23 protein-coding genes are annotated in these 21,703 nt (G+C 62.9%); 6 read left to right on the top strand and 17 right to left on the bottom strand.

The features are described from left to right. The first annotated feature begins 288 nt into the window (after nt 1-288). From J0A91_RS20005 to J0A91_RS19995, 3 genes are all read left to right on the top strand, one after another. The gene (locus J0A91_RS20005) at nt 289-864 is read left to right on the top strand and encodes an RNA polymerase sigma factor (protein ID WP_083224808.1); all 576 of its coding nucleotides are present in this window, start codon (nt 289-291) and stop codon (nt 862-864) included. Between the two features lie 175 nt (nt 865-1,039). After that, complete coding sequence (locus tag J0A91_RS25135) at nt 1,040-1,582, top strand: helix-turn-helix domain-containing protein (protein ID WP_338056902.1); 543 nt, start codon at nt 1,040-1,042, stop codon at nt 1,580-1,582. Nucleotides 1,583-1,677: 95 nt separating this feature from the next. Then, the gene (locus J0A91_RS19995) at nt 1,678-1,977 is read left to right on the top strand and encodes a hypothetical protein (protein WP_069206371.1); all 300 of its coding nucleotides are present in this window, start codon (nt 1,678-1,680) and stop codon (nt 1,975-1,977) included. Nucleotides 1,978-2,005: 28 nt separating this feature from the next. Here J0A91_RS19995 and J0A91_RS19990 read toward each other — a convergent pair whose 3' ends face one another. The 9 genes from J0A91_RS19990 to J0A91_RS19950 form a co-directional block, all read right to left on the bottom strand. After that, nucleotides 2,006-2,416: a hypothetical protein gene (locus tag J0A91_RS19990; protein WP_240502098.1), complete on the bottom strand. Its 411-nt coding sequence runs from the start codon at nt 2,414-2,416 to the stop codon at nt 2,006-2,008. Between the two features lie 140 nt (nt 2,417-2,556). Next, nucleotides 2,557-3,297 (bottom strand): IS21-like element helper ATPase IstB, encoded by a 741-nt coding sequence (istB, locus tag J0A91_RS19985; RefSeq protein ID WP_069206370.1) that lies wholly within the window; start codon nt 3,295-3,297, stop codon nt 2,557-2,559. An 11-nt stretch (nt 3,298-3,308) separates the two neighbouring features. Then, the gene (istA, locus tag J0A91_RS19980; RefSeq protein ID WP_083224991.1) at nt 3,309-4,841 is read right to left on the bottom strand and encodes an IS21 family transposase; all 1,533 of its coding nucleotides are present in this window, start codon (nt 4,839-4,841) and stop codon (nt 3,309-3,311) included. Nucleotides 4,842-5,195: 354 nt separating this feature from the next. Then, complete coding sequence (locus J0A91_RS19975) at nt 5,196-5,471, bottom strand: HU family DNA-binding protein (RefSeq protein WP_069206368.1); 276 nt, start codon at nt 5,469-5,471, stop codon at nt 5,196-5,198. Between the two features lie 47 nt (nt 5,472-5,518). Continuing rightward, a complete protein-coding gene (locus J0A91_RS19970) occupies nt 5,519-6,433 on the bottom strand; it encodes a HEPN domain-containing protein (protein WP_069206367.1) in 915 nt (304 codons plus the stop codon). A 16-nt stretch (nt 6,434-6,449) separates the two neighbouring features. Then, nucleotides 6,450-6,902: a type II toxin-antitoxin system VapC family toxin gene (locus J0A91_RS19965; RefSeq protein WP_069206366.1), complete on the bottom strand. Its 453-nt coding sequence runs from the start codon at nt 6,900-6,902 to the stop codon at nt 6,450-6,452. After that, nucleotides 6,899-7,195 (bottom strand): type II toxin-antitoxin system Phd/YefM family antitoxin, encoded by a 297-nt coding sequence (locus J0A91_RS19960; RefSeq protein WP_069206365.1) that lies wholly within the window; start codon nt 7,193-7,195, stop codon nt 6,899-6,901. Before J0A91_RS19960 ends, J0A91_RS19965 begins: the two co-directional genes overlap by 4 nt. A 561-nt stretch (nt 7,196-7,756) precedes the next feature. Then, entirely contained in the window at nt 7,757-8,317 is a 561-nt protein-coding gene (locus J0A91_RS19955; RefSeq protein WP_069206364.1) for an RES family NAD+ phosphorylase, read from the bottom strand. 6 nt (nt 8,318-8,323) lie between these two features. Continuing rightward, nucleotides 8,324-8,959 carry a hypothetical protein gene (locus J0A91_RS19950; RefSeq protein ID WP_069206363.1) on the bottom strand — a complete coding sequence of 212 codons (636 nt, stop codon included), beginning with the start codon at nt 8,957-8,959 and terminating at the stop codon, nt 8,324-8,326. Between the two features lie 116 nt (nt 8,960-9,075). Between J0A91_RS19950 and J0A91_RS19945 the strand changes: the two genes are divergently transcribed. Further along, the gene (locus J0A91_RS19945; protein WP_069206362.1) at nt 9,076-9,549 is read left to right on the top strand and encodes a hypothetical protein; all 474 of its coding nucleotides are present in this window, start codon (nt 9,076-9,078) and stop codon (nt 9,547-9,549) included. On the opposite strand, the gene J0A91_RS19940 is transcribed toward J0A91_RS19945, so the two are convergent. From J0A91_RS19940 to J0A91_RS19925, 4 genes are all read right to left on the bottom strand, one after another. Continuing rightward, nucleotides 9,546-13,301 carry a conjugal transfer protein TraG N-terminal domain-containing protein gene (locus tag J0A91_RS19940; RefSeq protein WP_069206361.1) on the bottom strand — a complete coding sequence of 1,252 codons (3,756 nt, stop codon included), beginning with the start codon at nt 13,299-13,301 and terminating at the stop codon, nt 9,546-9,548. The two genes, J0A91_RS19945 and J0A91_RS19940, sit on opposite strands and share 4 nt — an antisense overlap. A 12-nt stretch (nt 13,302-13,313) precedes the next feature. Beyond that, complete coding sequence (locus tag J0A91_RS19935) at nt 13,314-14,684, bottom strand: conjugal transfer protein TraH (RefSeq protein WP_420852839.1); 1,371 nt, start codon at nt 14,682-14,684, stop codon at nt 13,314-13,316. A 107-nt stretch (nt 14,685-14,791) separates the two neighbouring features. Next, nucleotides 14,792-15,364, bottom strand: a complete 573-nt coding sequence (locus J0A91_RS19930; RefSeq protein WP_069206359.1) for a thioredoxin domain-containing protein — start codon at nt 15,362-15,364, stop codon at nt 14,792-14,794. Continuing rightward, nucleotides 15,364-16,281, bottom strand: a complete 918-nt coding sequence (locus J0A91_RS19925; RefSeq protein ID WP_150127118.1) for a conjugal transfer protein TraF — start codon at nt 16,279-16,281, stop codon at nt 15,364-15,366. Before J0A91_RS19925 ends, J0A91_RS19930 begins: the two co-directional genes overlap by 1 nt. A 42-nt stretch (nt 16,282-16,323) precedes the next feature. Here J0A91_RS19925 and J0A91_RS19920 point away from each other — a divergent pair, with 42 nt between their 5' ends. Then, complete coding sequence (locus J0A91_RS19920; protein WP_069206357.1) at nt 16,324-16,626, top strand: type II toxin-antitoxin system TacA family antitoxin; 303 nt, start codon at nt 16,324-16,326, stop codon at nt 16,624-16,626. Nucleotides 16,627-16,647: 21 nt separating this feature from the next. Beyond that, the gene (locus J0A91_RS19915; RefSeq protein ID WP_069206356.1) at nt 16,648-17,163 is read left to right on the top strand and encodes a GNAT family N-acetyltransferase; all 516 of its coding nucleotides are present in this window, start codon (nt 16,648-16,650) and stop codon (nt 17,161-17,163) included. A 101-nt stretch (nt 17,164-17,264) separates the two neighbouring features. Here J0A91_RS19915 and J0A91_RS19910 read toward each other — a convergent pair whose 3' ends face one another. The 4 genes from J0A91_RS19910 to J0A91_RS19895 are packed head-to-tail and all read right to left on the bottom strand — an operon-like array spanning nt 17,265 to nt 21,672. Beyond that, nucleotides 17,265-17,870 carry a S26 family signal peptidase gene (locus tag J0A91_RS19910; RefSeq protein WP_069206355.1) on the bottom strand — a complete coding sequence of 202 codons (606 nt, stop codon included), beginning with the start codon at nt 17,868-17,870 and terminating at the stop codon, nt 17,265-17,267. Further along, nucleotides 17,842-18,723: a type-F conjugative transfer system pilin assembly protein TrbC gene (locus J0A91_RS19905; RefSeq protein WP_069206354.1), complete on the bottom strand. Its 882-nt coding sequence runs from the start codon at nt 18,721-18,723 to the stop codon at nt 17,842-17,844. The genes J0A91_RS19910 and J0A91_RS19905 overlap by 29 nt, the downstream gene beginning before the upstream one ends. Next, nucleotides 18,695-19,819 carry a conjugal transfer protein TraN gene (gene traN, locus J0A91_RS19900; RefSeq protein ID WP_069206353.1) on the bottom strand — a complete coding sequence of 375 codons (1,125 nt, stop codon included), beginning with the start codon at nt 19,817-19,819 and terminating at the stop codon, nt 18,695-18,697. The genes J0A91_RS19905 and traN overlap by 29 nt, the downstream gene beginning before the upstream one ends. After that, nucleotides 19,816-21,672, bottom strand: coding sequence for a hypothetical protein (locus J0A91_RS19895; RefSeq protein WP_069206352.1), 1,857 nt, complete (start codon nt 21,670-21,672; stop codon nt 19,816-19,818). Before J0A91_RS19895 ends, traN begins: the two co-directional genes overlap by 4 nt. Nucleotides 21,673-21,703 lie beyond the last annotated feature (31 nt).

The following is a 21,703-nucleotide window of genomic DNA, read 5'->3' as shown; positions in this document are numbered from 1 at the left end:
TTGCAGTTGGACCCCAACACGGTTGACGCGCCCGTATCGCAGGACAGAATGGTGCTGTCATCGATTGCGCGAGCGGTAGATATGTCCAGTATCCTGGCCTCCGGCTCATCAGGCGACAATGAAAGGAGGTCACCGCTGACCGATTCACTCTCTGCAGTTCACTCACCTGGATCGAATGGCGCGCGCCGATCGGCACCCATATCGAAGCGTTCGCCACGCTTTGGAGGCGTGCAGTGAGGTCGCTCTTGGTCCGGCCAAAGCGCTGCTCGAGAACTGCGACCGGATGAGATGAACGACGAATCTAGTAGCAGTTCGACGCCCGGGGATAACGAACAAGGGGACGAAAGGGGCGGCTCACCGGATTCCCTAGCGGAGTTGCTTGCTGTTCTCGAGCGGGAATATGCGACGCTGCTCATCAAGCTTTCGGCCCACCTTCGTTCGCCTGAGGCCGCGGCTGACGCACTTCACGATACGTACGTCAAATTACGATCGCTGCCTCCCATTCGCGACGTTCGGCAGCCAGTGGCCTATGTCTATCGCATGGCTATCAACCTCGCATTGAACCGCATGCGGAGGGACGCTCGCGCAATCTCGGTCCAGATGTCGCAGCTGGAAAACTTGCCAGACGGTATGCCGGATCCGGAGCGATCGGCCCTCGCGGTGAGGGAAATGGAGCATGCGTTCGGTGCGCTCAACGCTCTACCATCGAAGCGCCGCGAGATCTTTTTGGCGCGGTGGCGCGACGGGAGGACCAACGAAGAGATCGCGGTCGCCTTCGGGATGCACAAGCGCTCCGTTCAGAAAGTACTCGCCCGGACAGAATTGCATCTCCGCAGCTTGCTTGGGCGGCAGAAAAAAGGCTGATTACCGCCCGGCCGCGCGGCAGACATATGGTGAGACTGGGTGGGGGTACGACAAAAATATTTTCTGGGCGAGGGCGCTCCTGAGGCTGCCCAGGTGTCACGTTGTTGGGAATAGAAGGACTTCCTCCCAAACGCGCCGCAAGCATTGGACCAGTGGCGGAGGCGGGTGGTGGTCAATGAGGCGGTGCGCCGATCTCCCACGGCGTGGAAAGTCCGCCTCCCAACATACGGGGGGTCGCCATGGCGACAGAATACGTATGACAGCGACCGCAGTCGCCGTTCAATGTCCGTCTCTCGCGCCGGCGGCGGACAGATTTGGGAAACCAGGGCGTCCAAACAGCTCTCGCTCGGATCATCGTCCCGTACTGGCGCCCTGGCAGGTCAGCATCGCAAAGGGCTTTATGCTCAGGCAGCTCGCCAAACCGCCGCATGTGTCCGAACTTGCCCGAATGTGCCGGCTATCCCCGGCCTATTTCGTTCGGGCGTTCGCTAACACCGTTGGCGTGGCTCCCTACGCATGGCTCCTGAAGCGTCGCATCGCTCAGGCGGAATACCTACTTACCAACAGTAGACTGCCTCTCGCGCAGATTGCCCTTGAATGCGGCTTCTCTGACCAGGCCCATTTCACCAACGCTTTTAGCAAGGCGACCGGAGCGACGCCGGCGCGTTGGCGCAAGGCGCAGCTAAAGCCGTCAAGCGATAGGAGGCAAACATCTTGAGCATCTGGAGCCCCGTTCCTTCCTGACCAGCGACGACGCCCGTTTCGTCACCGGCCAGACCCTTGTGGTCGATGGCGGCTGGCTCAGGCTCTAACATGGCCGGCAACACCCGCGGCGGGGCGGCATGCGGGCCTAAATCGCGGATTGGACCGACCGGATCGGCGTTCGGTCAGTGGCTCCGGGTGCTGACCCGCATACTAAAGGTGGCGGGCGCTGTTCTCGTGGTGGCGCCGCGCACCGTCGTCTGGGCAGCGTCGCTGCTCTCCGCCATCGTGGTCGGGGTAGCCCTCACGCGACTGATGGTGTTCGGCGGCAACTGCCCGGCCGGGCTGATGCCTGACTTGAACGCGCAAATATCGACGCCAAAATGCCCTCGCGAGCCTGGCCCGGCGTGATCCAAGGCGATTTCATACGACGGTCGGGCTAAATGCCCTTCCCTGCGCGCGCTTTGGCTCGACGCTGAGCGGTTTCAAGCAGGGCAGGGTCGTGCTCCGGCCGATCCCAACGGGCTGCGCTCTGCAACGTCAAAAGGTCCTCCATGCGGGTGAGAAACGTGAAGACCCTATTGACCACCTCTACCATCAGGGCCTTCATTTCCGGATCCGAAATCCGCGATACCTCTGCCCAGGGGATTTCCCCAAAGGGTGTGACAACCTTCACGTCGCTGTAGTCGCCAGACAGACTTTCCGGCACTTTCCCCGCGTGAAAATCCTCAAGGCGAGTGTTCCGCACGCACTGCTCTACCAGGGCGAGGGCGATCCGCCGCGCGGCTCGATCGGAAATTTCTTCTGCCACCGGGGTATCCTCAAAGCCAACAAACGGCTCGTCCATCATTTGCGGTAATACCTGTGCGGATTCCGACGATGCCGCCCGCCTAATCCGAGATGATCGCGCCCAGCATTCCGGGATGATCGCGCCCACCTGAAGGGTCGTTTGGTCGATGGTGCGTGGTTGGCATTTTTGGCGGTGGAACGTCAACCTGCGGCGGTCGGCTTTGCCCGGCGCAAGGAGTCCCCGGTGAGTTCGATACGGTGGGCGTTGTGAAGGAGCCGATCCAGGATCGCGTCGGCGTAGGTTGGGTCACCGATGGCGCGGTGCCAGGATGCGATGTCGAGCTGGCTGGTGACGATGGTGGATTTACGTCCGTAGCGGTCCTCGAGGATTTCGAGGAGATCGTGGCGGGCCTGAGCGTCGAGCGGCTGAAGTCCCCAGACGTCCAGGATCAGGAGCTCGACCTGGCCAAGGCTCTTGAGCTTGCGCGCGATGCGACCATCGCCGCGCGACAGCGCCAGCTCGTCAAGCAGGCGCGGGAACCGGGTATAGAGGACCGAACGATTGTCGCGGCAGGCCTTGTGGCCGATCGCACAGGCAAGCCAGCTCTTGCCGATCCCGGTCGGGCCGCAAAGCGCTAGATTGTCGTGTGCGTCGATCCAGTCGCCCTTCAGCAGCTTTTCAACGAGCCGGCGGTCCAGCCCACGCGCGCTACGATAATCGATGTCCTCGGGGGCGGCATTGTGCCGGAGCCTGGCGTGGCGCAGCCGCGCGCCGAGCCGCTTGTCGTGGCGATGGACGATCTCTCGGTCGAGCAGCAGACCGAGCCATTCGGCGTGCGCGAGTTGCGGTGTATCGCCGTGCTTGCCGAGTTCGCCGAACGCTTTGGCCATTCCGTACAGGCCAAGGGCATGGAGTTGGTCGAGAGTAGGATGGGTCAGCACGACAGGTCTCCTCAGTGGTAGTAGCTGGAACCGCGGATGTTGGGATGGTCGATGCCCGCTTCGTCCGGCGCGCGGGGCTCGTGCAGCGGCTGGCCGTCGAGCTTCTTCTCGAGGATGGATTTCACCGATCCGTAATTGCGCACGCCGATCTCGAGTGCGCGTAGCGCCGCGGCATCGAGGCGGGCGGCGCCGTAGGCTCGTGCCAGTCGCAAGATCCCCAGGCACGACCGATACCCCTGTTCGGGATGCGGGCGATCCTGGAGGATCATTTCGCACAGCAGTTTCACCGAAGGGCCAAGCCCCGCCGCCTCCGCGACGATCCGCTCGATCGTCCAGTCCGCGTAGCGCCGGTGGCTTGAGGGCATGTGATCGTTGATCGTGGTGTGGCGGCCATTGCCGGAGCCGCGCATGTGCGCCGCGATCCGTTCGCCGGCAGCGAAGATCTCGATGGTTCGTGCCGTCAGCCGCACCTCGACCGCCGCACGGGCGTGGCGATAGGGCACCGAGTAGAAGTGCTTCTCGACCTCGACATGATAATCGAGCCCGACCCGGGCTCGGCGCCACTGCGCCAGAACATAGGCCGTCGTCGGCAGTGGCTTCAGGTGTGGCGCGTCGATCTCTTCGAACAGCTGGCGGCGCGTCCGCCCGAACCGCCGCAACACACGCTCGTCATTGAGGCGCGCGAGCAGGTCGGCGATCGCGGCATTCAGTTCGCCCAGCCCATACCAGACCCGGTAGCGAAGCCGCCCCAGCAGCCACCGCTCGATGATGCCGACGCATGCCTCGACCTTCGCTTTATCGCGCGGGCGATACGGCCGCGCTGGCAGCACAGCGGTGTCGTAATGCGCCGCGAGTTCGGCATAGCTGCGGTTGACCTGCGGATCGTACAGGCACGCCTTGATCACCGCGACTTTGGCGTTGTCTGGTACCAGCAGGCGAGCGGCACCGCCAAAGAACGCGAACGCCCGCACGTGCGCGTCGCTCCAGTCCTGCAGCGTCTCGTTCCACGTCGCGAACGCGAACGACAGGCTTGATGCCGCCATCACCGCCACGAAGATGTGCGCGTCGCGGATTTCCCCGGTCAGCCGGTCTACCACCACCGGCACTGTGTCGCCGGCATAATCGACGAACAGCCGATCGCCGCCGATGTGGTTCTGCCGCATCGTCACCGGCAGCCTGGCTTCCCAGCCGCGATACAGTTCGCAGAACCGGCTGTAGCGATAGCCGTCGGGATGAAGCTCGATATACTCGTCCCAAAGCACCTGCAGCGTCACGTGCTTGCGCTTGAGCTCTCGGTTCACTGCCGCCCAGTCAGGCTCCGCGCGCCATCGATGACCCTGCTTCGACCCCGCCGGACCATACAGACGGCTCTCCAGCGCCGTATCGTTCAACCCCGGTGGCAGCGGCCATTCCATCCCCGACGCATCGAACCGACGCACCGTCTCCCGCACCGTCGAGGCCGCCACGCCGAGCTGGCGGGCAACCGCGCGGGCCGGCATGTCCGCGTCACGGATCAGCCTCAATATCTCGCGTACACGACGCATGCTCAGTCTCTCCGTCGGCATCGGACCTCCCCAAAAGGAGCGATCCTCGACGACCGAAACTGACCTTCCAAACACCGCACCAAGTGGGCGGCATCATTCCGGAATGATGGGCGGCATCATCTCGGAACGGTGGGCGGCATCATCTCGGAAAGCCGGGCGCGATCACCCCGGAATCCGCAAATACCTGATTATGCCGGCCAGATATCACGTCACGAGGTCCCACGCAGGCTGTGGCGAAGATGTCCTTCGATCAGATCGATGATGGACGTTTGGTGACGCAATTTGGCGCGAAGGTGACGCGAGGTCTCGCGTTTGGACCGGAGGCGTCTGCTCGCAAGCCCCCGGTCCCATCGCTCACGCGTTCAGTTTGTCCTTGACCGCCTTAGCGGGAGCGAAGGTCAATTTCTTCGATGCGGCGATCTGAATGGTTTCGCCAGTCGCGGGATTGCGGCCTTCCCGGGCCGGCGTGTCCTTGACCTTGAACTTGCCAAAACCATTGAGAGAGACTTCTTCGCCGGCGGCTGCTGCCTGTGCAATGGCAGTGAACACGGTATCGACCGTTTTCCGGGCATCGGCCTTGCTGACTCCGGTCTCGGCAGCCAGCTTGTCGGCGAGATCGCTGTTATTCATTCGCAAAACTCCCTTCTTGGAACGATTTATCTTGCGTAATTAAACGCCTATAGCTTGGCCTTCCATTCAGCCAGCTTTTCCACGCAAAGTTCGTTGACGATTGTACCCAGAAGCTCGACGCGCTCGGAGAGGTAGGTAAATTCTTCTTCCGACATATTGAAGTGGTCGGAGTGTCGGGCTTTTACATAGGCATCCTTCAACTTGAGAAAACGTGCCTCAAGCTTACGGGTGTCGCGCGGCCAGACTTCGACCAGCCGAGGTGATAGCTTCTCCGCCTGCTGCCGGAGAAATTTGAGATTATGGCTGTATGGCGTGTAGAACGTGAAAACGAGCAGAACACAGTAATATAGTCGTTCGCATGCCTGTTGAAGATTGTAGGCGGCGTCCGGATACAGTTTGTTGGAGTAACAGAATTGGAAAGTCATCCGTGAGGATACTGCCAAGCCAAACCACTGGTCATAGTAGCCCTTTGCCATGTCATAGGCCTGCTGTGGCGTCTTGGGCTTGGGCTTGTGGAGCTCGCTGTCGTCGGCCTGGTAGAGCGCGATGCCATCGCGTGCGATGTCCATAAAGAAATACCGACCGTGCGCCAGCCCGTCGTTCACCTCTTGGAGAGTGTGAATGATGAAATTGACAGGAGTCCGCAGCCGGTTGAGGATCATGGTCTCAACGTTGATGCGCTCCTCGGCCTTGTCCCAATATTCAAGACGGTTGGTCAGCTCCTTCTGGTTGACGATGATGAGCAGGTCGAAATCCGACCGATAGCCGCGCTCGGTGTGAGGCTCATGCACCCAGCGACCCGTCGCATAGGAACCGTAGAGGATGATTTTGAGGATGCGGCCGAGCTTGCGCTCACCGGTCGGGTTGCCATGGGCATCGTCGAATTCCTCGAACAGGATCTGAATGACCCGATCAAGCTCGCGTCGTTTGTTGGCAGGAAGATTGTCGAGTTCGGTCTTCATTGCAGCGTTCGCTCGGTCACGTCAGAGGAAATCTGGTCGGATCGTCTTCCCAAGGATTGAAAATGGGTGCGCCGCTGTGGCGCGTGTCCTTCAGGTTGCGGGTGACGAGGCAGATGTCATGTTCGAGCGCGGTGGCGGCGAGTAGCGTGTCGATGACGGGTGGAGCCTGCCCGGTCGTGCGTTTGACCTCGCCCGATATGACGCCCCAGCGATAGACAATGGCGTCGTCGAGCGAGAGTAGCCTGTCGCTGAAGCGATGCGCGAGTGCATCGCGCGCCGCCATGTAGCGGGAGCGATCAGGATGATCGGGCTCCAGATTGTGAATGCCCTTGTCGAACTCGGCGAGAGCCAGGACGCTGAGGTACATTCGATGTTCGGGCTGCCCGCTTGCCCAGGTCTTCACGCTCGGTGCGCCGTTGGGGCTCGCCAGCGCTGAAACAACATGTGTATCGAGCAGCCAGCCTTTCACAGAGCGACATCCCGCCCAAGATCGACATCGCGCTCAAGGGTGAGGCCGTCCAGCCCGAGGCCTTCGAGGAAAGGGACGAATGCGGGTTTGCTAGGGTCCGCAGGGAGCAGGCGATCGAGCTCGGCGACGCTGATCACGACGACGGCGTCGCGGCCGCGAACAGTGACGCGCTGCGGTCCTTCGCTCTGTGCACGCCTGACCACTTCACTGAATCGAGCCTTGGCGTCCTCCAGCTTCCACGCACCGAGCAAGCCGGATTTTTCCTTGCTTCCTTTGCGAACGGCGCTGCCCACTTAATCTCTCCTGACTAGCTAGTCAGCTATAGCAGTGAGAGAACGGCCAGGCAAGCGTTTGGGTGTCCTATCGCGTGAAAGTCTTCGACGCTGCTTTACGACCACGAAAGTCCATCCGAGCTAGGATGCCACGCTCAACCAAAAAACATCGGCCTGCTAAATCGTAGCTGTGCAGTCTTCCTATCGGCCTCAACTTCTTCCATTCTGCCACGCTGCGGTGATCATGCCAGAACAATCGCAGACAATCTGTCGGGATTGCCGTGCATAGCTTGATGGTCGGATGCTTCCCTGCCGGCCGGTCTACACCTATGATGGCGCCATGAAGCAGAAGGGCGATTCGGGTCAGGGTTCGCTGTTCCTGGACCGTGAACTGCCCCTAGTAGAGCAGGGGCGAGTGCCATCGTCCAATAACGCTCCGGTTGCCCTCCCTGCGGAGGCGCCAACCGAGCCTGTGCGCCTTCATCTTCGCCGCCGGTCTGAGAGCCGATTTCCGTTTGCACGATGGTGGCGTGCTCTGGTTGGCGGCCGCTAGCGTACGCCGAATATGGCTTGAGCGATGGTTCAGGGCTCGACAAATTGCTTCCCAAAGTGATGGGCGAGCACAGTCGCCTGCGCAGCGCCGATCGCGATGCCTTTGATCGTTGTCTCCGCAACAGCGTCAGCGGCTCGGTCAAAAAGTGCTATGCAGCGCTGATTGTCGAATCTGGACGTGTAGAGGATGCCGTCCGCGGCGGTCATTGAATGTATCTCTGCGCTAAGGGCCCAGGTCCGGATATAATCGGCGCCGTGAAGATCGGTGAAGGACAGGCCGTGCGCGGAGACCCCGGCATCGACTAAAGGGTAGAGCTTTAGCGGCCTTGTCGTCGCGAGTTCGCTACGTATCCGGGTTCCGACGCTCGGGGAGAGGACGTACGGAACCTCCGGCGTGCGCACGAGCGTCTCACCGAATGCCGTTTCCAACGTTCGTGCTGCATAAAGAACTTTATAGCTGCCGTCGGGCGCATCGTAGCGGGACTGCGGTGCATCGCCGGAGGGCCCGAAGAAGATGGGGGAATGCGTCGCGCGGTGGATGCGATGGAGGCGAACGCCGGTCTCGACGCGCCGTAGTCGAACAGATGTCACTGTCGATCAGGCCGTCCAACTCGCAGCAAGACCCGCGAGACGTTTCACAACGATCGTATCCGGCCGTTTGGCGAGCGTCTGGAAGATTGTCTCGGGATGGGATCCGAACCCCTCAAGCGGCGTGGTGAGCATCATCAACTGCTCCCAGGGGTTCATGTCCGCAAAACCCTCCAGCACCACCTTGAGGCTTGGCAGTACCTCGCCATCGCCAAATTGCGCGGCGGGGTAGCGGATTTCCGCGCCGTACGGGACGCCCAGTATCTGCTTGCGCTGACGCTGCTTATCGATCGCGGCGGCCGACACGCCTAGCATTTCCGCGACATGGCTGCGATCGAACATGCCGCCGGCACGCTTCGCTATGTCTTCCCGAAACTGGCCGGTCCGCTCACGCGCAGCCTTGAGCGCCTCTAGATCAGCCGGCGCTTCCGGGGCGATGTCTCGCGGCGCGACCACCAGCGCATGCCGCAAGTCATGAGAGCCTACGATATCGGCCAACGTCTCATCGCTCGCGGACTCCACCGCCTTGGCGATCGCGAGGGTGAGTTTCTCAAGGGCCTTCCGGCGAAGCGTGTCTGCCGCAGAAACAACCGGACGAGCCGACGTTCGCCGAGCGGCTCTGGCGAGGGAAGCGTTGCTGGCCATATTCGTCCTTTCTGTCCCGATGATAGGGTGTCGGACACAAAAGACAAGGTGCGTGAGTGATTTTTCGATGACGGGAAGCGCCGGATATGCTATGCGACGCCCGAAAGGATTTCCCGATGGATGCCACCGTCGACAGCCAGGAACAGGGTGACCCCGCCAAGCATCCGCAGCTGTCTGCGTGGCTTTGGAAACCGTCGTATGCGAAGCTCTGGTGGTCCTTCATTCCACTATGGTGGGCGGGTATGGCGATAGCAACGCGTGTGGAGGTCTTGGAGTCCTTTTATCGCACCGGTTTCGCGGGCTATCTGAATGTCCTGTTCTTCCCGATGACAGCGCTCATGGTGCTCGGTATCGGCTACGTTCGCGAACGGTTGGACAGCTTCGTCGGCCAAGGAGGTGCAACCCCGCAGGGCAACGCCGGAGCTTCGGATGCGACCAAACGCATATGGGAAGAGTACGATCACGCGATGGAAGACGTAGCCGCTACGACAGACATGTTCGACCCGCGGTCAGGTGCGCTCTGGATCGGCAACCCGCTGAACCCGAACAATTCGGGTTATATCGATCCACATACGGGCAAGCACCGCTAACGCTTTTTGAACGCGCTGTCGCCGTCGCCAGGGCTGCCTTTGATATCGTTCGAGAAGCTCCCCTTCGAAAGAACGGAGTTTTGCTCAAGTGAGGTCAACGGGCCCGTAATATCGAAAGTCGCACGGCCATCATCCGCATCCTGGAGGTAGCGATTGCGCAAGCCTTCCCCACCAAGAATGCGTTTCGACAGCTCAAGGGAAAAAGTTGCGGCGGGATCGCTGGAATGCGCCGCCGCACGCTCCGCGCCGGCGATTGATTCCCGCACATCATAGTTGACGATATCCAGCGTTGAACCGGCAGTTTCACCCGTCGAACCAGTGTCTCTACTGCTAAATCCGATGCCTGCGTTGATCCGCCCGGACGTCGATAGAGCGTTTCGTGGCCCTTGAGATCGCCCGCCCTGAGCTCCGCTGCTGGCTCCTCCAAGATCTTCGTTCTCAGTCACTCCGACCGATCGCCCGACATCGATTCCGACGTTGGTTCCCATCGTGGTCTGATCCTGCGCAGACCGTGACAGTGTCCGCTGCCAACCCGTCTGAGCCATGATCGCCTGTACGTCGCGCTGGAGCGTGTCAGCGACCTGCGGTTTCAGGCGCCATTCGCCCTTGCGATCCATCTCGAACCCGCCGCGCAGCCAGTTGGAAAGCATGGCTTGGCCCTCCGCTCCGCCGCCCATGAAATGCTCGATCGTGTCTGGACCCGCCTGCTTGCCCGCCTCGAACCGGGTGCTCGTGTCACTGCGCGCCGAGCGGCTGAAATCCGTCCCGCTCGAAACCAGCAGGTCATTGTGCGCGAAGCTGAAGCGCGCATGCCCGCCATTGGCGATCGCGCCAAGCTGGCTTTCGTTGATGAGCCCCGCTTTCCACATCGCGGCGGCCGCCGCGGGCGTGAGATTGAGGCTGAGATCGCCATTCTGATCCATGGCGATCTGGCGCTTCGACATCTTGATGCCATTCTCAGCGAGCAGCCCCTGCATGCGTGTCAGCCGCTCCCGATCGACGATGGAAGTAAGCCGCTCGTTGCGCGCTCGATCGGCGACGCCCCCGGCGCCGCCCTCCGCCATATCAACCTGGTTGGCGGCGGTGCGGCTCAATGCCTGGATGAAGCTGTCGAGGCGCGCTGCCTCTCGCGTGGAGACGCCCGCTGCCGCCGCGCCCTCGGCAAAGCCGAAGTTCTCAGACTGCCGCCGCTGCTCTCCGATCCGCGCGGCGCTTCGCGTGCCCGATGTTCCGACCTCGTGCTGCGCATCGAGTTTGCCGGAACGCTCGGCAAAGTCGTAACCCGATGCCTCCCGTGTGCGCCCGTAGACGCTTGTGCCTTCAAGGCCAGCCTCGGCAGTCGCGCCATCGGCGGTCCCGACCTGCACGGCCGCATTATAGCGTTCGAGCGCCCCCTCGACCTGCGCCTCATTGCGCCCGGTCGCGCGGGCCAGTTGCGTGATCGCGGAGCTGCGTGCCTCACCGGATAGCGCATTGATGAATCCGATCTGGCGCGACGTTTCGTCGACCGACAGGCCGAGCATCGAGGCAGCCTGGCGCTGGCCATGATTACTGCCGCTGCGCCAGCCCTGCTCGGTCGTGACGTTGGTCCGCTCGACCCCTGCGACATTGACGCCGGCATAATCGCGGCGCCCTTCCATTGCGCCGACCTGGACCTGCGCGGAAGTGAGGTCGTTCCGCAGCATCTGCTCCTGGTCATAGGTGTTGGCGATCAACTTGGCGAAGGTCGGATCGCTCTGGGCCTCACTGATCACGCCGGAGGCTTTGAGCGCGGCATCGCTCGGCGAATATCCGGCCCGCTCGAAGTGGCGGCTCGCACCTTGCATCATCATGTCATAGGCCCGCTGGTCCCCGAAAGCCCTCCATTGGACGAGATTCTGGCTGAAGGCCGCGAACGCTTTCTCGCCCGTTTCGCCCTGTCCGAAATAGCTGGTGCCAAGGCTCCGAAGTGCATCCTTCTCGGCAAACTGGTGGATCGCCGAGGTCGCCGCATTAGCCTGGACCGCACGCGCGACGGCCGGATCGGCAAAGTCGCGGCCACCGAGCGCGGGGGCGAGGCTACCCAGTTGGCGCGAGCCTTCGATGCCGCCGAGCGCGAACGCGGTCCCGCCTGGTGTCCCGGGGCGCTCTCCGAGGATGTGGCCCGCCTCGCCATAGGTGCGGTTGGCGTTGAACGTGGAGCGCTCCCCAAAGTCTCCGAAGCTCGAAGCCGCCGCGACGCGGGCACGGGTGCCCGTTGCAGACGCCTGCGCCTCAAGCGCGGAGGCCCGCCCTTCGACGGTGCCCATCGGGGCGGCCGCCGCCGTTCCCTGGCTTGCAATCCCAAGGGATCCCGAAGTGAGCGAGGTGAACACATTGCCGCTGAAGCGGAAGACCGTGAAGACGAAGGCCCCGGCGAGGCCGGCGGCCGCCGTTCGGAAGCTCCCAAAGATCGCAAGCGCCTTCATCGCGGAGGATGGAGCCAGCAGCCAGACGTTGGCCGCCAGCGCGTTCGAGCGAAGCTCGGCAAGGGTAGCGGTCGCCCGTCCAAGGGTGAGCTGGTAGATGCCGGCGTCGATGACGCCCCAAAGCGCCACGAAGACGAACATGCCGAGCGCGAAGCTCGCCACGCGCAAATTGACCGGCGTCAGGATGAACAGCAGCGCGATCGGGATCATGAAGAGCATGATCCCGAACACCGTCGCGCGGATCGTAGGCATCCATTCGTTCGCGACCGCCATGGTGGCTAGGCCGTTCGAGATCACGGCGCGGTTGGCCATGACCCTGGCGGCGCTGGCCGGCGAGTCCTCGAACAGGACATCGCCGACCGTGTTGCCGAGGAGGATGTGGGACAGGAAGGCTTGCGCGGTTAGCGGTCGGCCAAGCATCATCTGGCCCATCTCGCCGAGTTGCCGGCGGCAACGCGTCATCTGCTGGGCGTCGCCGATATTGTAGCCGGTACGCGCGCAGATCTGGTTCGTGTAATTGTCGAAGAGCGCGGGGTCGGACAGGCGATCCGAGATATGTGTCCAGGCGTCGCTGCAGCTCACCGTCGTGCCGCCTTTGTCTGCCTCGGTATAGACGGTCGAGAAGGTAGCGGGGCCAGCCATGGCCGCGAACGATGCCGGCAGATCGGTAGAGGTCCGGAACAGCTGATCGTCGTCGACGCCGTAAGCGGCGGACACGCGAGCGACAGGATAGCATTGGCGGACATAGTCCTTGATCGTCGCATCGAGGAACACATCGGTCATGGGGCCGCGTGGCGAGACGGCGTTAAGGAACAGGTCGAAACTGTGACCGCCGGCGCCGAACTCTATCTTCGCATTGGGATCGAGCGTGTTGTCGTCGATCGTCTCAACCATCGCTCGCTCGATCATATTGGTCGCGCCGGCGACAAGTACGAGCAGGTTCGGGACGCCGCCCACCGGCTGATAGGCATTGCGCACGCGGTCATAGACATGGACCGTACCCGTCGTGGCGATCAGCCCGACAAACAGTCCCACGCCGACCAATATCTGGAAGCCGAAGGCGACGAGGCCCATGCCGGTGCCGCGTACGCTGGCGATGATCGCGCCAAGACCGATGCCGACGGTCGCGACGATCATCACCAGTGTCTCGTAGCGCGGATCGCCGAAGATCATCGACACGAGACGGAAGGCGTCGACCGTCTCGGCGAACCCGTCATAGGTGTGGAAGCTCGTCTCGACCGCCAGCGCGGGCGAGGCGAGCATGAGGGCGGGAAGGGCGGAAAGAAGCCTCAGAAGCCTGCGCATGGCGGTTTGATCCTACTGATTTCGGGCAGCAGCACCGGCGGCGTCGCGCGCATCGCGATCGCGCTCCCGCAGGAGGCCGGCATAGCTGGTGGAGAGGTTCGCCTGGTTGAGGGCCGCCATGTAGCTCTGCCGCATCTGTGCGCGCTGCCGAAGCACTTCGTCCCTGAGATCGCGGAGCTGCTCGATCCCCTTGGAGAGGATCCGCGTTTGGCAGACATTCTTGTTATTGCCGTCAGCCGAGCCAGCGACGGTTGCTCCGCGCTCGGCATTGGTGACGGTGAAGTCGATCGTACGGGTGAGGTCGTTCAGCATCTGATAGGCGAGGGTAAGCGCCACCAGTTCGTCGGTGTCGGCAATCACGGAATCGACGACGCCCTGACGGACGCCCCATTCCAGCATGCGATAGACCGGAAGTGTGCGGACATTCGCAACGAACTGCTTCTCGTCGGCCGACAGTGCCGCGCGTGTCCGGATCTTGGTGGCGATCGACTGCATGCGCTCGCGGGCGAGCACGAGGGCGCCACGACCTGATCCGTCCTGCGCGCAGTCAGCGCCGGTTGGCGGGAAGTTGAGCGTCCGGCGCTGGACGCGGCCGGTCAGGAAATCCTGCGCGCTTTCGGTGTCCTGCGCCGCGCATTGCGGGATCGCCGTGAACAAGGGAACCCGGTCGCCATCATCCCAGCGCATGTAGACGTCGCCGACCCGCGCACGCATGACGCTCGCCCAGTCGCCGGCGCCGACGCGCGAGGCGGCATGGGACAGCAGCGAGCCGGTGCGGAAGATGTCGGTCACCTCAGCCGGGCAGTTGGCGAGAGCGTCCTTCAGGTCCTCGGTCGGATTGTTGTTGTTCGCTTCGATCTTCTCGCGGCTTTGCTGATAGCTCTTGGCGAAGCCCTGTTTGACCGAGCGATAGCCGGTCATCTCCTCGATGATCCCGGACATATTATCATCGCCCTTGGCGATCTGGACCATGCGATTGGCGAGCCGGCAGTCGTTGACCTGGATCGAGTTCAGGAAATTGGTCGCTGCCTCCATTTTGGAGATAATGTTGCCCATCTTCTCGTCGAGCGTCTCGAGCAGATACTGGAATGCCACCGCCGGCGCCGCCTGGAGGATGCTCTCGAGCTTCTGAACCAGATAATCTGGATCGAGGAACGACATGCCGCCCAGGAACATGTCGATGCCGCCACACCCTGCTTTCACCTTGGGCAGGCTCACCGACATAAGATAATCATTGTGGACGTCGACCCGGCCGGACATGCCGCCGGCCGTCACGTATCCGCGGGTCTGATCCTCGAAACTGCCGGGTGATGTATAGGTGACATTGTCGAACCAGCTCTCCGCCCAACTCTGGGCCTGAGCAGGCGCCACGGACAGGCCCATGGCGATGATGAGAGCGATCAGCGCGCGGAGCGCTGCACGAGGCCTGACAGACATGGCGGACTCCGGACAATCTGAGATGAGGGGGGAAAGGCTGAGGCCGCCATCGCTCAGCGCTTTCCGGTTCGGGTCGCCGGCAGCCCCACGATGCCGGTGAACTTGGACATGGCCCGCACGCCGACGGCGGGTCTAACGCCAGTCAGCATCTTCGCAGCCAGGTAGAGATTGCGCGCAAGATTGGGCGCATGATCGGTACCGATCGCCACGGGTATGACGCGGCTATCGTCCGAGACCGGCCGCACCCATGCAACGGGATGCCCGACCCATGGGAGGCCGAGCCGCCCCGATCGGATCATAGCCTCCTGAGCGCTGATCGTGCGGACCTGCCACCCATAGCGCACGCCCAGTCCCGTCAGCTTCGTCCAGAGATCGCCGCAGGGGACACAGCCGGGCGTCGTCATCTCGATGACGAAGGCTGCGCCATGGCCTCTCAACGTCGCCGTGAAATCATCGGGAAACTCCCGCGTCACGGGAACACGCGAAAGCCAGGCCTGCATCGTTTTCGCGTCGCCCACCGGATGGATCGCGGCACGCATTGCGTCGTCACGGGCGACGGTCTGCGCGGAGGCAGACCCCATGCCGATGACAAGCCCCGGGATGCCGAGGAGGATGAGCGCGCGCATCAGGGTTTCGCTCCAAGGGAGGCGTCGACCAGATCGCCACCGAGTGCGCGGGGGTCAGTCGCGGATACCGGGCCATTGCCCAGCGCATCGAAGAAGCCCGCGTCTTCGCCCGGTCCGGTCATGAACTGCTCCGGCCGGATATCTCCGCGCAGCAGGCGCACGCCCTGATAGGCCATCTGCGCGAGGTTGGGGTAAGCCTCGACGCCGGATGCGATGATCATCCGCTGCTGGCTGCCGCGCCGGATCAGCATCGTCGTCGGAGTGATCTCGACGCCGAACCGCGCGCTAAGGTCGGGACGCTTGTCGAGGTCGAGAAGCGTGACCTGCCAGCCCATCTCTTCCTGGAAGCGCTGGATGATCGGCCACTGGACCCGGCAATAGCCACAGGACGAGCGCGAGAACATGACGAGAGCAAACTCGTTTGCCCTTGCCCGGAGATAAGATCGCCGGATCGCGTCTTTCTCCGCCGACATTTCTGACCGGGCATCGCCAACCATCGGGTTTGCGGACTTCGAGTTGAGCTCGGGATGTTGCAGCATCGCAATCTGCGTGACACCAGCGAACGCACGCGCCTTGCGCCGCGCGAAATCCTGAAGCCGCCAGAAATCAGCAACGGCATCAACCGTCAGCACGGTCGCCGCATAGTCGCGCTGCTCCTCGATAAGCTTGCGGATCTTCGGCGGCGTCCAGGTCGCCAGTTCCGCCATCGGCGGGATCACCGGTTTAGCGAGCGCGTCCGGCTCGGCTTTATCTTCTGCCTTGGGCCTGGGTGCTTCATACCACCAATAGCCCTGCCTGGATGGGTTATCAGGCGGAGTTCCCTGCGCACTGACCGCTGATGGAAGCGTAAAGAGCGTCGCCAAGGTGAAGCTGACGACAGCGAACCGACGGCGTGGTTCGTCGATGTGTATTGACATTGTCGTGGCAAATGACCAAATATCGCGAAGGAGTTTAGCGACATGGCACAGCACGCTCATACCGATCGAAGCGCCTCCGGGCGCAAGGACGATGTCATCCAGATCAGGGCCGCTGCGGAGCTCAAAGCGATGCTCAGCCGAGCCGCTTCCTTGCGCGGGCAGAAACTGTCCGAATTCATGCTCGCGAGCGCGCGAAGAGAAGCCGAGGCCGCGATCCTCGATCAGCGCACCTTTTTCCTGGATGCCGAGAGCCATGAGAAATTCCTGGCTATGCTCGATGCGCCACCCGCTCCATCGCCAGCTCTTGAAAAGTTGATGAAGCGCGAACCGCTCTGGAATCGATGATCGAACGCGTCGTTCGTTTCCATGTCCACGCGCCGTGTCACGCCCCCCGAACGCCTGAACGCCGATCACGAGGTCGCCACGTTCGACAATGGGCGTCACGCCTCGCTCAACGACTGGCTCGTTGAACGTGCGCTCGCCAGCGAAGGCGCCTCGGCACGAACTTATGTGGTCTGCGATGCCGAGCGGCCCCGTCAGGTGGTCGGCTATTATACGATTACCACCGCCATGGAGGAGCGCGCGGCGCTTCCAACCGCAAGGCTGCGTAAGGGCATGCCCGACAAGGTACCCCTGCTGTTGATTGCGAGGCTGGCCGTCGCGTCCAGCTTCCAGGGGCTCGGGCTTGGCGCTGATCTGCTCGTCGATGCGCTGCGCCGCTGCGCCGCCGCCTCGGAGATTGCCGGGGTTCGCGCAGTCGTCGTCCACGCGATCGACGATGATGCGGTCGGCTTTTACGCGCGGCATGGTTTTATTGGCTCGCCGCTGGGCGAGCGCGTTCTGCTCATGCCCATCGAAGCTGTTCGGGCCCTGCAAGGCTAACCACATTCTGCACTGCTTGCAGCCTGGCGGGATCGTTCGCGGATCGCAGGCAGGCCTGGGTTCCTGGCGGCGGCTGGTGAGCCTTTCCTGATCGCGCGCGCTCACAGGATCCGCTCCATGCGGATGAGGCTGGAGATCGGCAGCAGCCCGAAATAGCGACTGTCGAATCCACGCGGATGCGTCGAGCCGACATAGGCCATGCCGGCGGGGATGATGCCGCTCCACTCCATATGGGTGAGCTTCAGCCCGTTATGGGCTTGGGGCAGGCTCACGCCGAGCAGCTGCCCGTTGCAATAGTAATGACCGTCCCAGCTGTTGGAGGCGAGCGGTGAGGGGGTCTCGAACATGGTCAGTCGGTCGCCCGGCAGGCAGAGCGCATGCTTTGTGACGGAGACCGGCCTTGGCCCGGCGATCGGGTGATGCAGCGTGAACATCACATAGTCGCCGCGGGCAATCGGTCCGGAGCTTTTGCGCACGGCGAAGGCCTCGATCGACGGGCTCATCACCAACGTGACCTGTGGCATCACCAGCGCCGCGACCAGGGCCAGTGGCAGCACCACCAGCATGGCGCGCCAGAGGCGGTCGGGCCGGGCGGGCTGGTCCGCGCCGGGCGCGCCCAGTGCCATCGCCGCCTTGCGCGGCAGACGGCGCAGGCGTGGCCAGAGATTGGCAATCCACCTAGCGAGCAAGCAGAAGAGCCTGAGCATGGCTGACCTCCTCCTTCCCGCCGAGGCGGGCATATTCTTCGAGCATTCCGGAAAGAGCGCTGTCGCCGAAAACGACATGGGCGGCGCGGGGACTATCGTCGTCGCGCTCGCAATAGGCTTGGGTCGGATCACCCGGGAGCATCGCAAGCGCTGGAACCTGCGTGATGCCGTGCTGCCGGAACACGATGGGATCGACGATCAGTTGGACGTCGCGCATCACGCAGTTCGGGCCCTCGCACCCCGGATCGAGCCGAAGGATCTGCGCGGTGAGCTTTGCCATCGGCCCCATCCTCTTGAGGCCGCCCGGAACGCCGCGAAACGCCATCACTCCGTGCGCACGCTCCAGTTGTGCCGCATAGCTGCGCAGCGTTGGGATCGGCATGGACGAAGACACGAACAGCACTGGTACCCAGCCCTTGGCGGCGACCGCCGGCGCTGACTTGGCGAGGGCCTGTTCCTCGGCGGGCTCGAGTCCGAGTGCCTGCCGAAGCGCCTTGGCCTGTCGCTCCCTCTCCGCGGCAAGGTTGGCTTCGCCCTTCGCCTGTGCGGCACGGGCCCGCGCTTCCATCTCCGGCATAGGCACGCGCTCGCGCAGGCCTTCGAACGCACGCCGGCGATCGGCCGGATTGTCGGTGCGGGGCAATTGTGGATCGGGCATCCGCCCACCGGTGTCCTTGGCGCGCGCAACCGCATTCTTGAGCCGGTCCATGGATATCTGCCCTTGATCGGCGGTGGATTGCCTCCCGCTGCCGGACCGGGCATCAGGCGCGGCATCCTGCGCCAACGCGGCGGTTGCCGCACCCATGAGCGCGAGAAGCGCGGCGTTACGGATTGACGGCTTTGAGATACGCATTGACGCGCTCCCCCATGTCTATCTGGATATCGGATTGGGCGCGGGCTTCGATGTCCGCATAATATTCAGAAAGGTCGATCTTGCTGAAATCGAGCGCCTGGAACTCCTCCGGCGTGAACCCGCGGCACATCGGATGCTTGGCCGTTCCCCACAGATTACCGTTGAAGGCCTTGAGCTGAGGACGACCCTGCTCCTGGATGATCCGACCCAGCTTGGTGTTGAAGCAACAATGGCCGCGAGCCTTTTGCAGGCAGATTCCGAGGAAGCTCGAGGTGCAGTAGCTGCCGATCTCATGGCACATGCCCGACGAACGGAGCATGGCGATTTCCATGTCCTGTTGGTCGCAGCCGGCGAACAGGAATTCCATCATGAAATTGATGGCGAGGCTGACCGCGATCGAGGTCGGATCGAGCCCGACGATCAGCGCATGGGCGCCAGCGCTCGCTGCCTGGCTTGCTGTCGCGCCGGCCTTGAAGGCGACATAGGCGGCCTTCATGCCGGTGAACACACCCTTGGCGACAGCGATCTTGGTGCCGATCGAACCGATCGACGAGCCCATGCCGTCCTTGACGATCTTCCCCTTATCCTTGCAGCAATTGGAGAAGGTGGTCGAAAGCCCAGGCGGCCGGCAACGGACGCCGCGGCCTGAGAAGATTTCGATCTGCCCGAGGCAATTGCCGTCGGCGTCGATACCGCCGTTGGGCTCGCTGCCCGGATCGTCGATCGGCGGCTCTTCGACGATGGGGTTGGTCGCGAGATCCGCGCACTGATTGGGTGAGCAGGCCGGCGGACCGCCGGTGCTCTTGACCACGCAGGCATATTGGGCGCCCACCGGGCAGCTATATTGCCCGGCAGCATCCGCTACGCAGTCGACCTGCTGGATCGGGCAGAGCCAGGCGCCGCTGGTCGTGGCGAGGCAGCTTGCCTGCTCGCCTTCATCGGCGGCATCGCCATTGTTGTTGAGATCGGCTGCGCAGATTTGCTGTGCGCTGGCGATACTGGGGCAGGCGAGGGAAAGCCCCATGCCGAGCACCAGTCCAAGCGCCGCGCCGCGAAGATCCAGGCGCCGGTGCCTTGTTGTGGCCGGGCGGATCATTGCACGCTCCCCGTGCAGACCATGTCGGCGCCGGCGAGCCGGACCGTCTGCATCATCACGACGGCTTCAGGAAAATCATCGAGGCAGCCGCAGGCGGACACCACTTCCTCGCCGGGGCCCGCCGGGCACTGATTGTTGGCGGTGCAGGCGTGGAAGAAGGTGTCGTAGCCGGTCGGCACATTCTGCTTCGCGCCGACCACGCCATCTGGCGCAGCCTCGTTGTTCGCTTTGGGCGCGCGCGTCTTGCACACCGGCTCGCATACCGGCACCGAGCCGCGATCCGGCAGGCTGAATGGGCGTGTCGAGCTCGCGAAGCTGCCGTCGCTCTGCCGCGACCGATCCGCCAGCATCGTTTCGGTCGAATGGTCGATGATATAGGTGCCGCGGCTGGTGTCGGGCTTGGCGACATCATCGACCGAACAGCGATAGGTGCGATCCTTCAGGAAGAAGCCGCGGGTTAGGTCGGTTGGGCAGGCCGGGCCGCCGAGGATGCGGGTCTGCGGCAGGGGCTTGAGGCCGGTGGCGACGCCATTGATCCAGGTCTGCACCCCATCGACCAATTCGCTGTCGAGCTTGCATTGCGGATCGGACGCGATCGAACCGCATCCGTCGACCAACTGCTCCAGAGTCCTGCAGCTGTTGTCGACATCGACATGGATCTGCGCAAAGCCCTCGCCGCCTTCCGCGACCGCTACCCGAAGCCAGATCTCGTGATCGCCCGCGGTAAGCCAGGGCTTCAGGTCGAGGTTGGGAAAGGCGTAGAAGGTCCTTTTGAGCTCGCATTTCGAAGGCGGCAGACCCATCGACGTCCAGGGCGAGGGGCCCGATCCAACGAGTTGCCCGTCGATGCGTACCTGTCCCCAATCATCGGCGAAGAATTCGGTAAGGTGTGCTGCAACGATCCGGTCGGGGTCGGTGACGTGCAACGTCATCCGGAAATCGATGAGCGTGCAACTCCCACCGGCCAGACTGTTGTCCGCGGGCGAGCCCATCAGAAAATCGAACGAGGATCCATTCTGGATCGTCGAATAGCCGCCAGAGGTCCGACTGATGATGTCTTCGGCGGCAGGCTTGAGCACCGTCACCCGCCGCTCGATCGTGCAATGCCGATATTGCAGCGATGTCCCTGTCCCAACCGAAGATCCCTTCAGCGCCTGGAACACGGCGCTGCCGGTCGAGGCGGCATATGCGTCGGAGGCGATGGTCGCGGGATTGGACCGATAGGCGGTCTGGGGCAGATTGGGGTCGGAGGAGCAAGCGGTCGATTGCGCGCCGACATAGCGGATGGCCGGACCATCGATCACCGCCTCGGCCACGCCGTAACGCGGATCGGCGGTCGTCAGCGCGCCAATCATGCCGCCGCCCAGATCGCGCAACACCGAGGGCATATTGCCCCAGGCGAGATTGGCGCCGCAGCTATTGTTGATGCAGTAGCAGCCGGCGAGCTTGGGCATGTCCACCGCCGTCAGCTTCAGGGCCTTCGCGGCATCGACATCCCAGCGGTAGAAGCTGCAGCCATTCCAGCTACCGGGCTGGCAGGACACCACACCATTGGCGCAGATCCCCGATACCGGAACCGGCAGCTTGTACGTGCTGTCGACGGTCCCATCGAGATCGGTGTCGCGGGCGATCGTGACCGTGCCGAGATCGCCGGTGCCGGACGGCTGGACCAGTACCTCGAGCATCGTCGCCGTCTTCTGGCACGCGATATTGGGCGCAAAGGTCCGGCTGTTGTCGACGGTGGAGATCGACTGGCCGGCAAGTCCTGGCGTCACATAATTCTTCTGAAGCGCATCACTGTCGCTGGTCTTGACGCGAGATGCGTCTGCCGCAGCCCGCGCACGCTCCTCCATCGTCTGAGCCGAGGCCGACGATGCGAAAGGA

It is taken from the genome of Sphingomonas panacis, assembly GCF_001717955.1.
Classification (GTDB): domain Bacteria; phylum Pseudomonadota; class Alphaproteobacteria; order Sphingomonadales; family Sphingomonadaceae; genus Sphingomonas; species Sphingomonas panacis.
Note: the sequence above shows the minus strand (reverse complement) of the source record. Positions and strands in the feature narration are given on the sequence as shown.

Coding starts and splice junctions, on each gene's coding strand:
- J0A91_RS20005 (WP_083224808.1), top strand. CDS start 289: ATGAACGACGAATCTAGTAGCAGTTCGACGCCCGGGGATAACGAACAA.
- J0A91_RS25135 (WP_338056902.1), top strand. CDS start 1,040: ATGAGGCGGTGCGCCGATCTCCCACGGCGTGGAAAGTCCGCCTCCCAA.
- J0A91_RS19995 (WP_069206371.1), top strand. CDS start 1,678: ATGGCCGGCAACACCCGCGGCGGGGCGGCATGCGGGCCTAAATCGCGG.
- J0A91_RS19990 (WP_240502098.1), bottom strand. CDS start 2,416: ATGATGGACGAGCCGTTTGTTGGCTTTGAGGATACCCCGGTGGCAGAA.
- istA (WP_083224991.1), bottom strand. CDS start 4,841: ATGCGTCGTGTACGCGAGATATTGAGGCTGATCCGTGACGCGGACATG.
- J0A91_RS19975 (WP_069206368.1), bottom strand. CDS start 5,471: ATGAATAACAGCGATCTCGCCGACAAGCTGGCTGCCGAGACCGGAGTC.
- J0A91_RS19970 (WP_069206367.1), bottom strand. CDS start 6,433: ATGAAGACCGAACTCGACAATCTTCCTGCCAACAAACGACGCGAGCTT.
- J0A91_RS19950 (WP_069206363.1), bottom strand. CDS start 8,959: ATGGCCAGCAACGCTTCCCTCGCCAGAGCCGCTCGGCGAACGTCGGCT.
- J0A91_RS19945 (WP_069206362.1), top strand. CDS start 9,076: ATGGATGCCACCGTCGACAGCCAGGAACAGGGTGACCCCGCCAAGCAT.
- J0A91_RS19940 (WP_069206361.1), bottom strand. CDS start 13,301: ATGCGCAGGCTTCTGAGGCTTCTTTCCGCCCTTCCCGCCCTCATGCTC.
- J0A91_RS19935 (WP_420852839.1), bottom strand. CDS start 14,684: ATGGGCCTGTCCGTGGCGCCTGCTCAGGCCCAGAGTTGGGCGGAGAGC.
- J0A91_RS19930 (WP_069206359.1), bottom strand. CDS start 15,364: ATGCGCGCGCTCATCCTCCTCGGCATCCCGGGGCTTGTCATCGGCATG.
- J0A91_RS19925 (WP_150127118.1), bottom strand. CDS start 16,281: ATGTCAATACACATCGACGAACCACGCCGTCGGTTCGCTGTCGTCAGC.
- J0A91_RS19920 (WP_069206357.1), top strand. CDS start 16,324: ATGGCACAGCACGCTCATACCGATCGAAGCGCCTCCGGGCGCAAGGAC.
- J0A91_RS19915 (WP_069206356.1), top strand. CDS start 16,648: ATGTCCACGCGCCGTGTCACGCCCCCCGAACGCCTGAACGCCGATCAC.
- J0A91_RS19910 (WP_069206355.1), bottom strand. CDS start 17,870: ATGCTCAGGCTCTTCTGCTTGCTCGCTAGGTGGATTGCCAATCTCTGG.
- J0A91_RS19905 (WP_069206354.1), bottom strand. CDS start 18,723: ATGCGTATCTCAAAGCCGTCAATCCGTAACGCCGCGCTTCTCGCGCTC.
- traN (WP_069206353.1), bottom strand. CDS start 19,819: ATGATCCGCCCGGCCACAACAAGGCACCGGCGCCTGGATCTTCGCGGC.
- J0A91_RS19895 (WP_069206352.1), bottom strand. CDS start 21,672: ATGGAGGAGCGTGCGCGGGCTGCGGCAGACGCATCTCGCGTCAAGACC.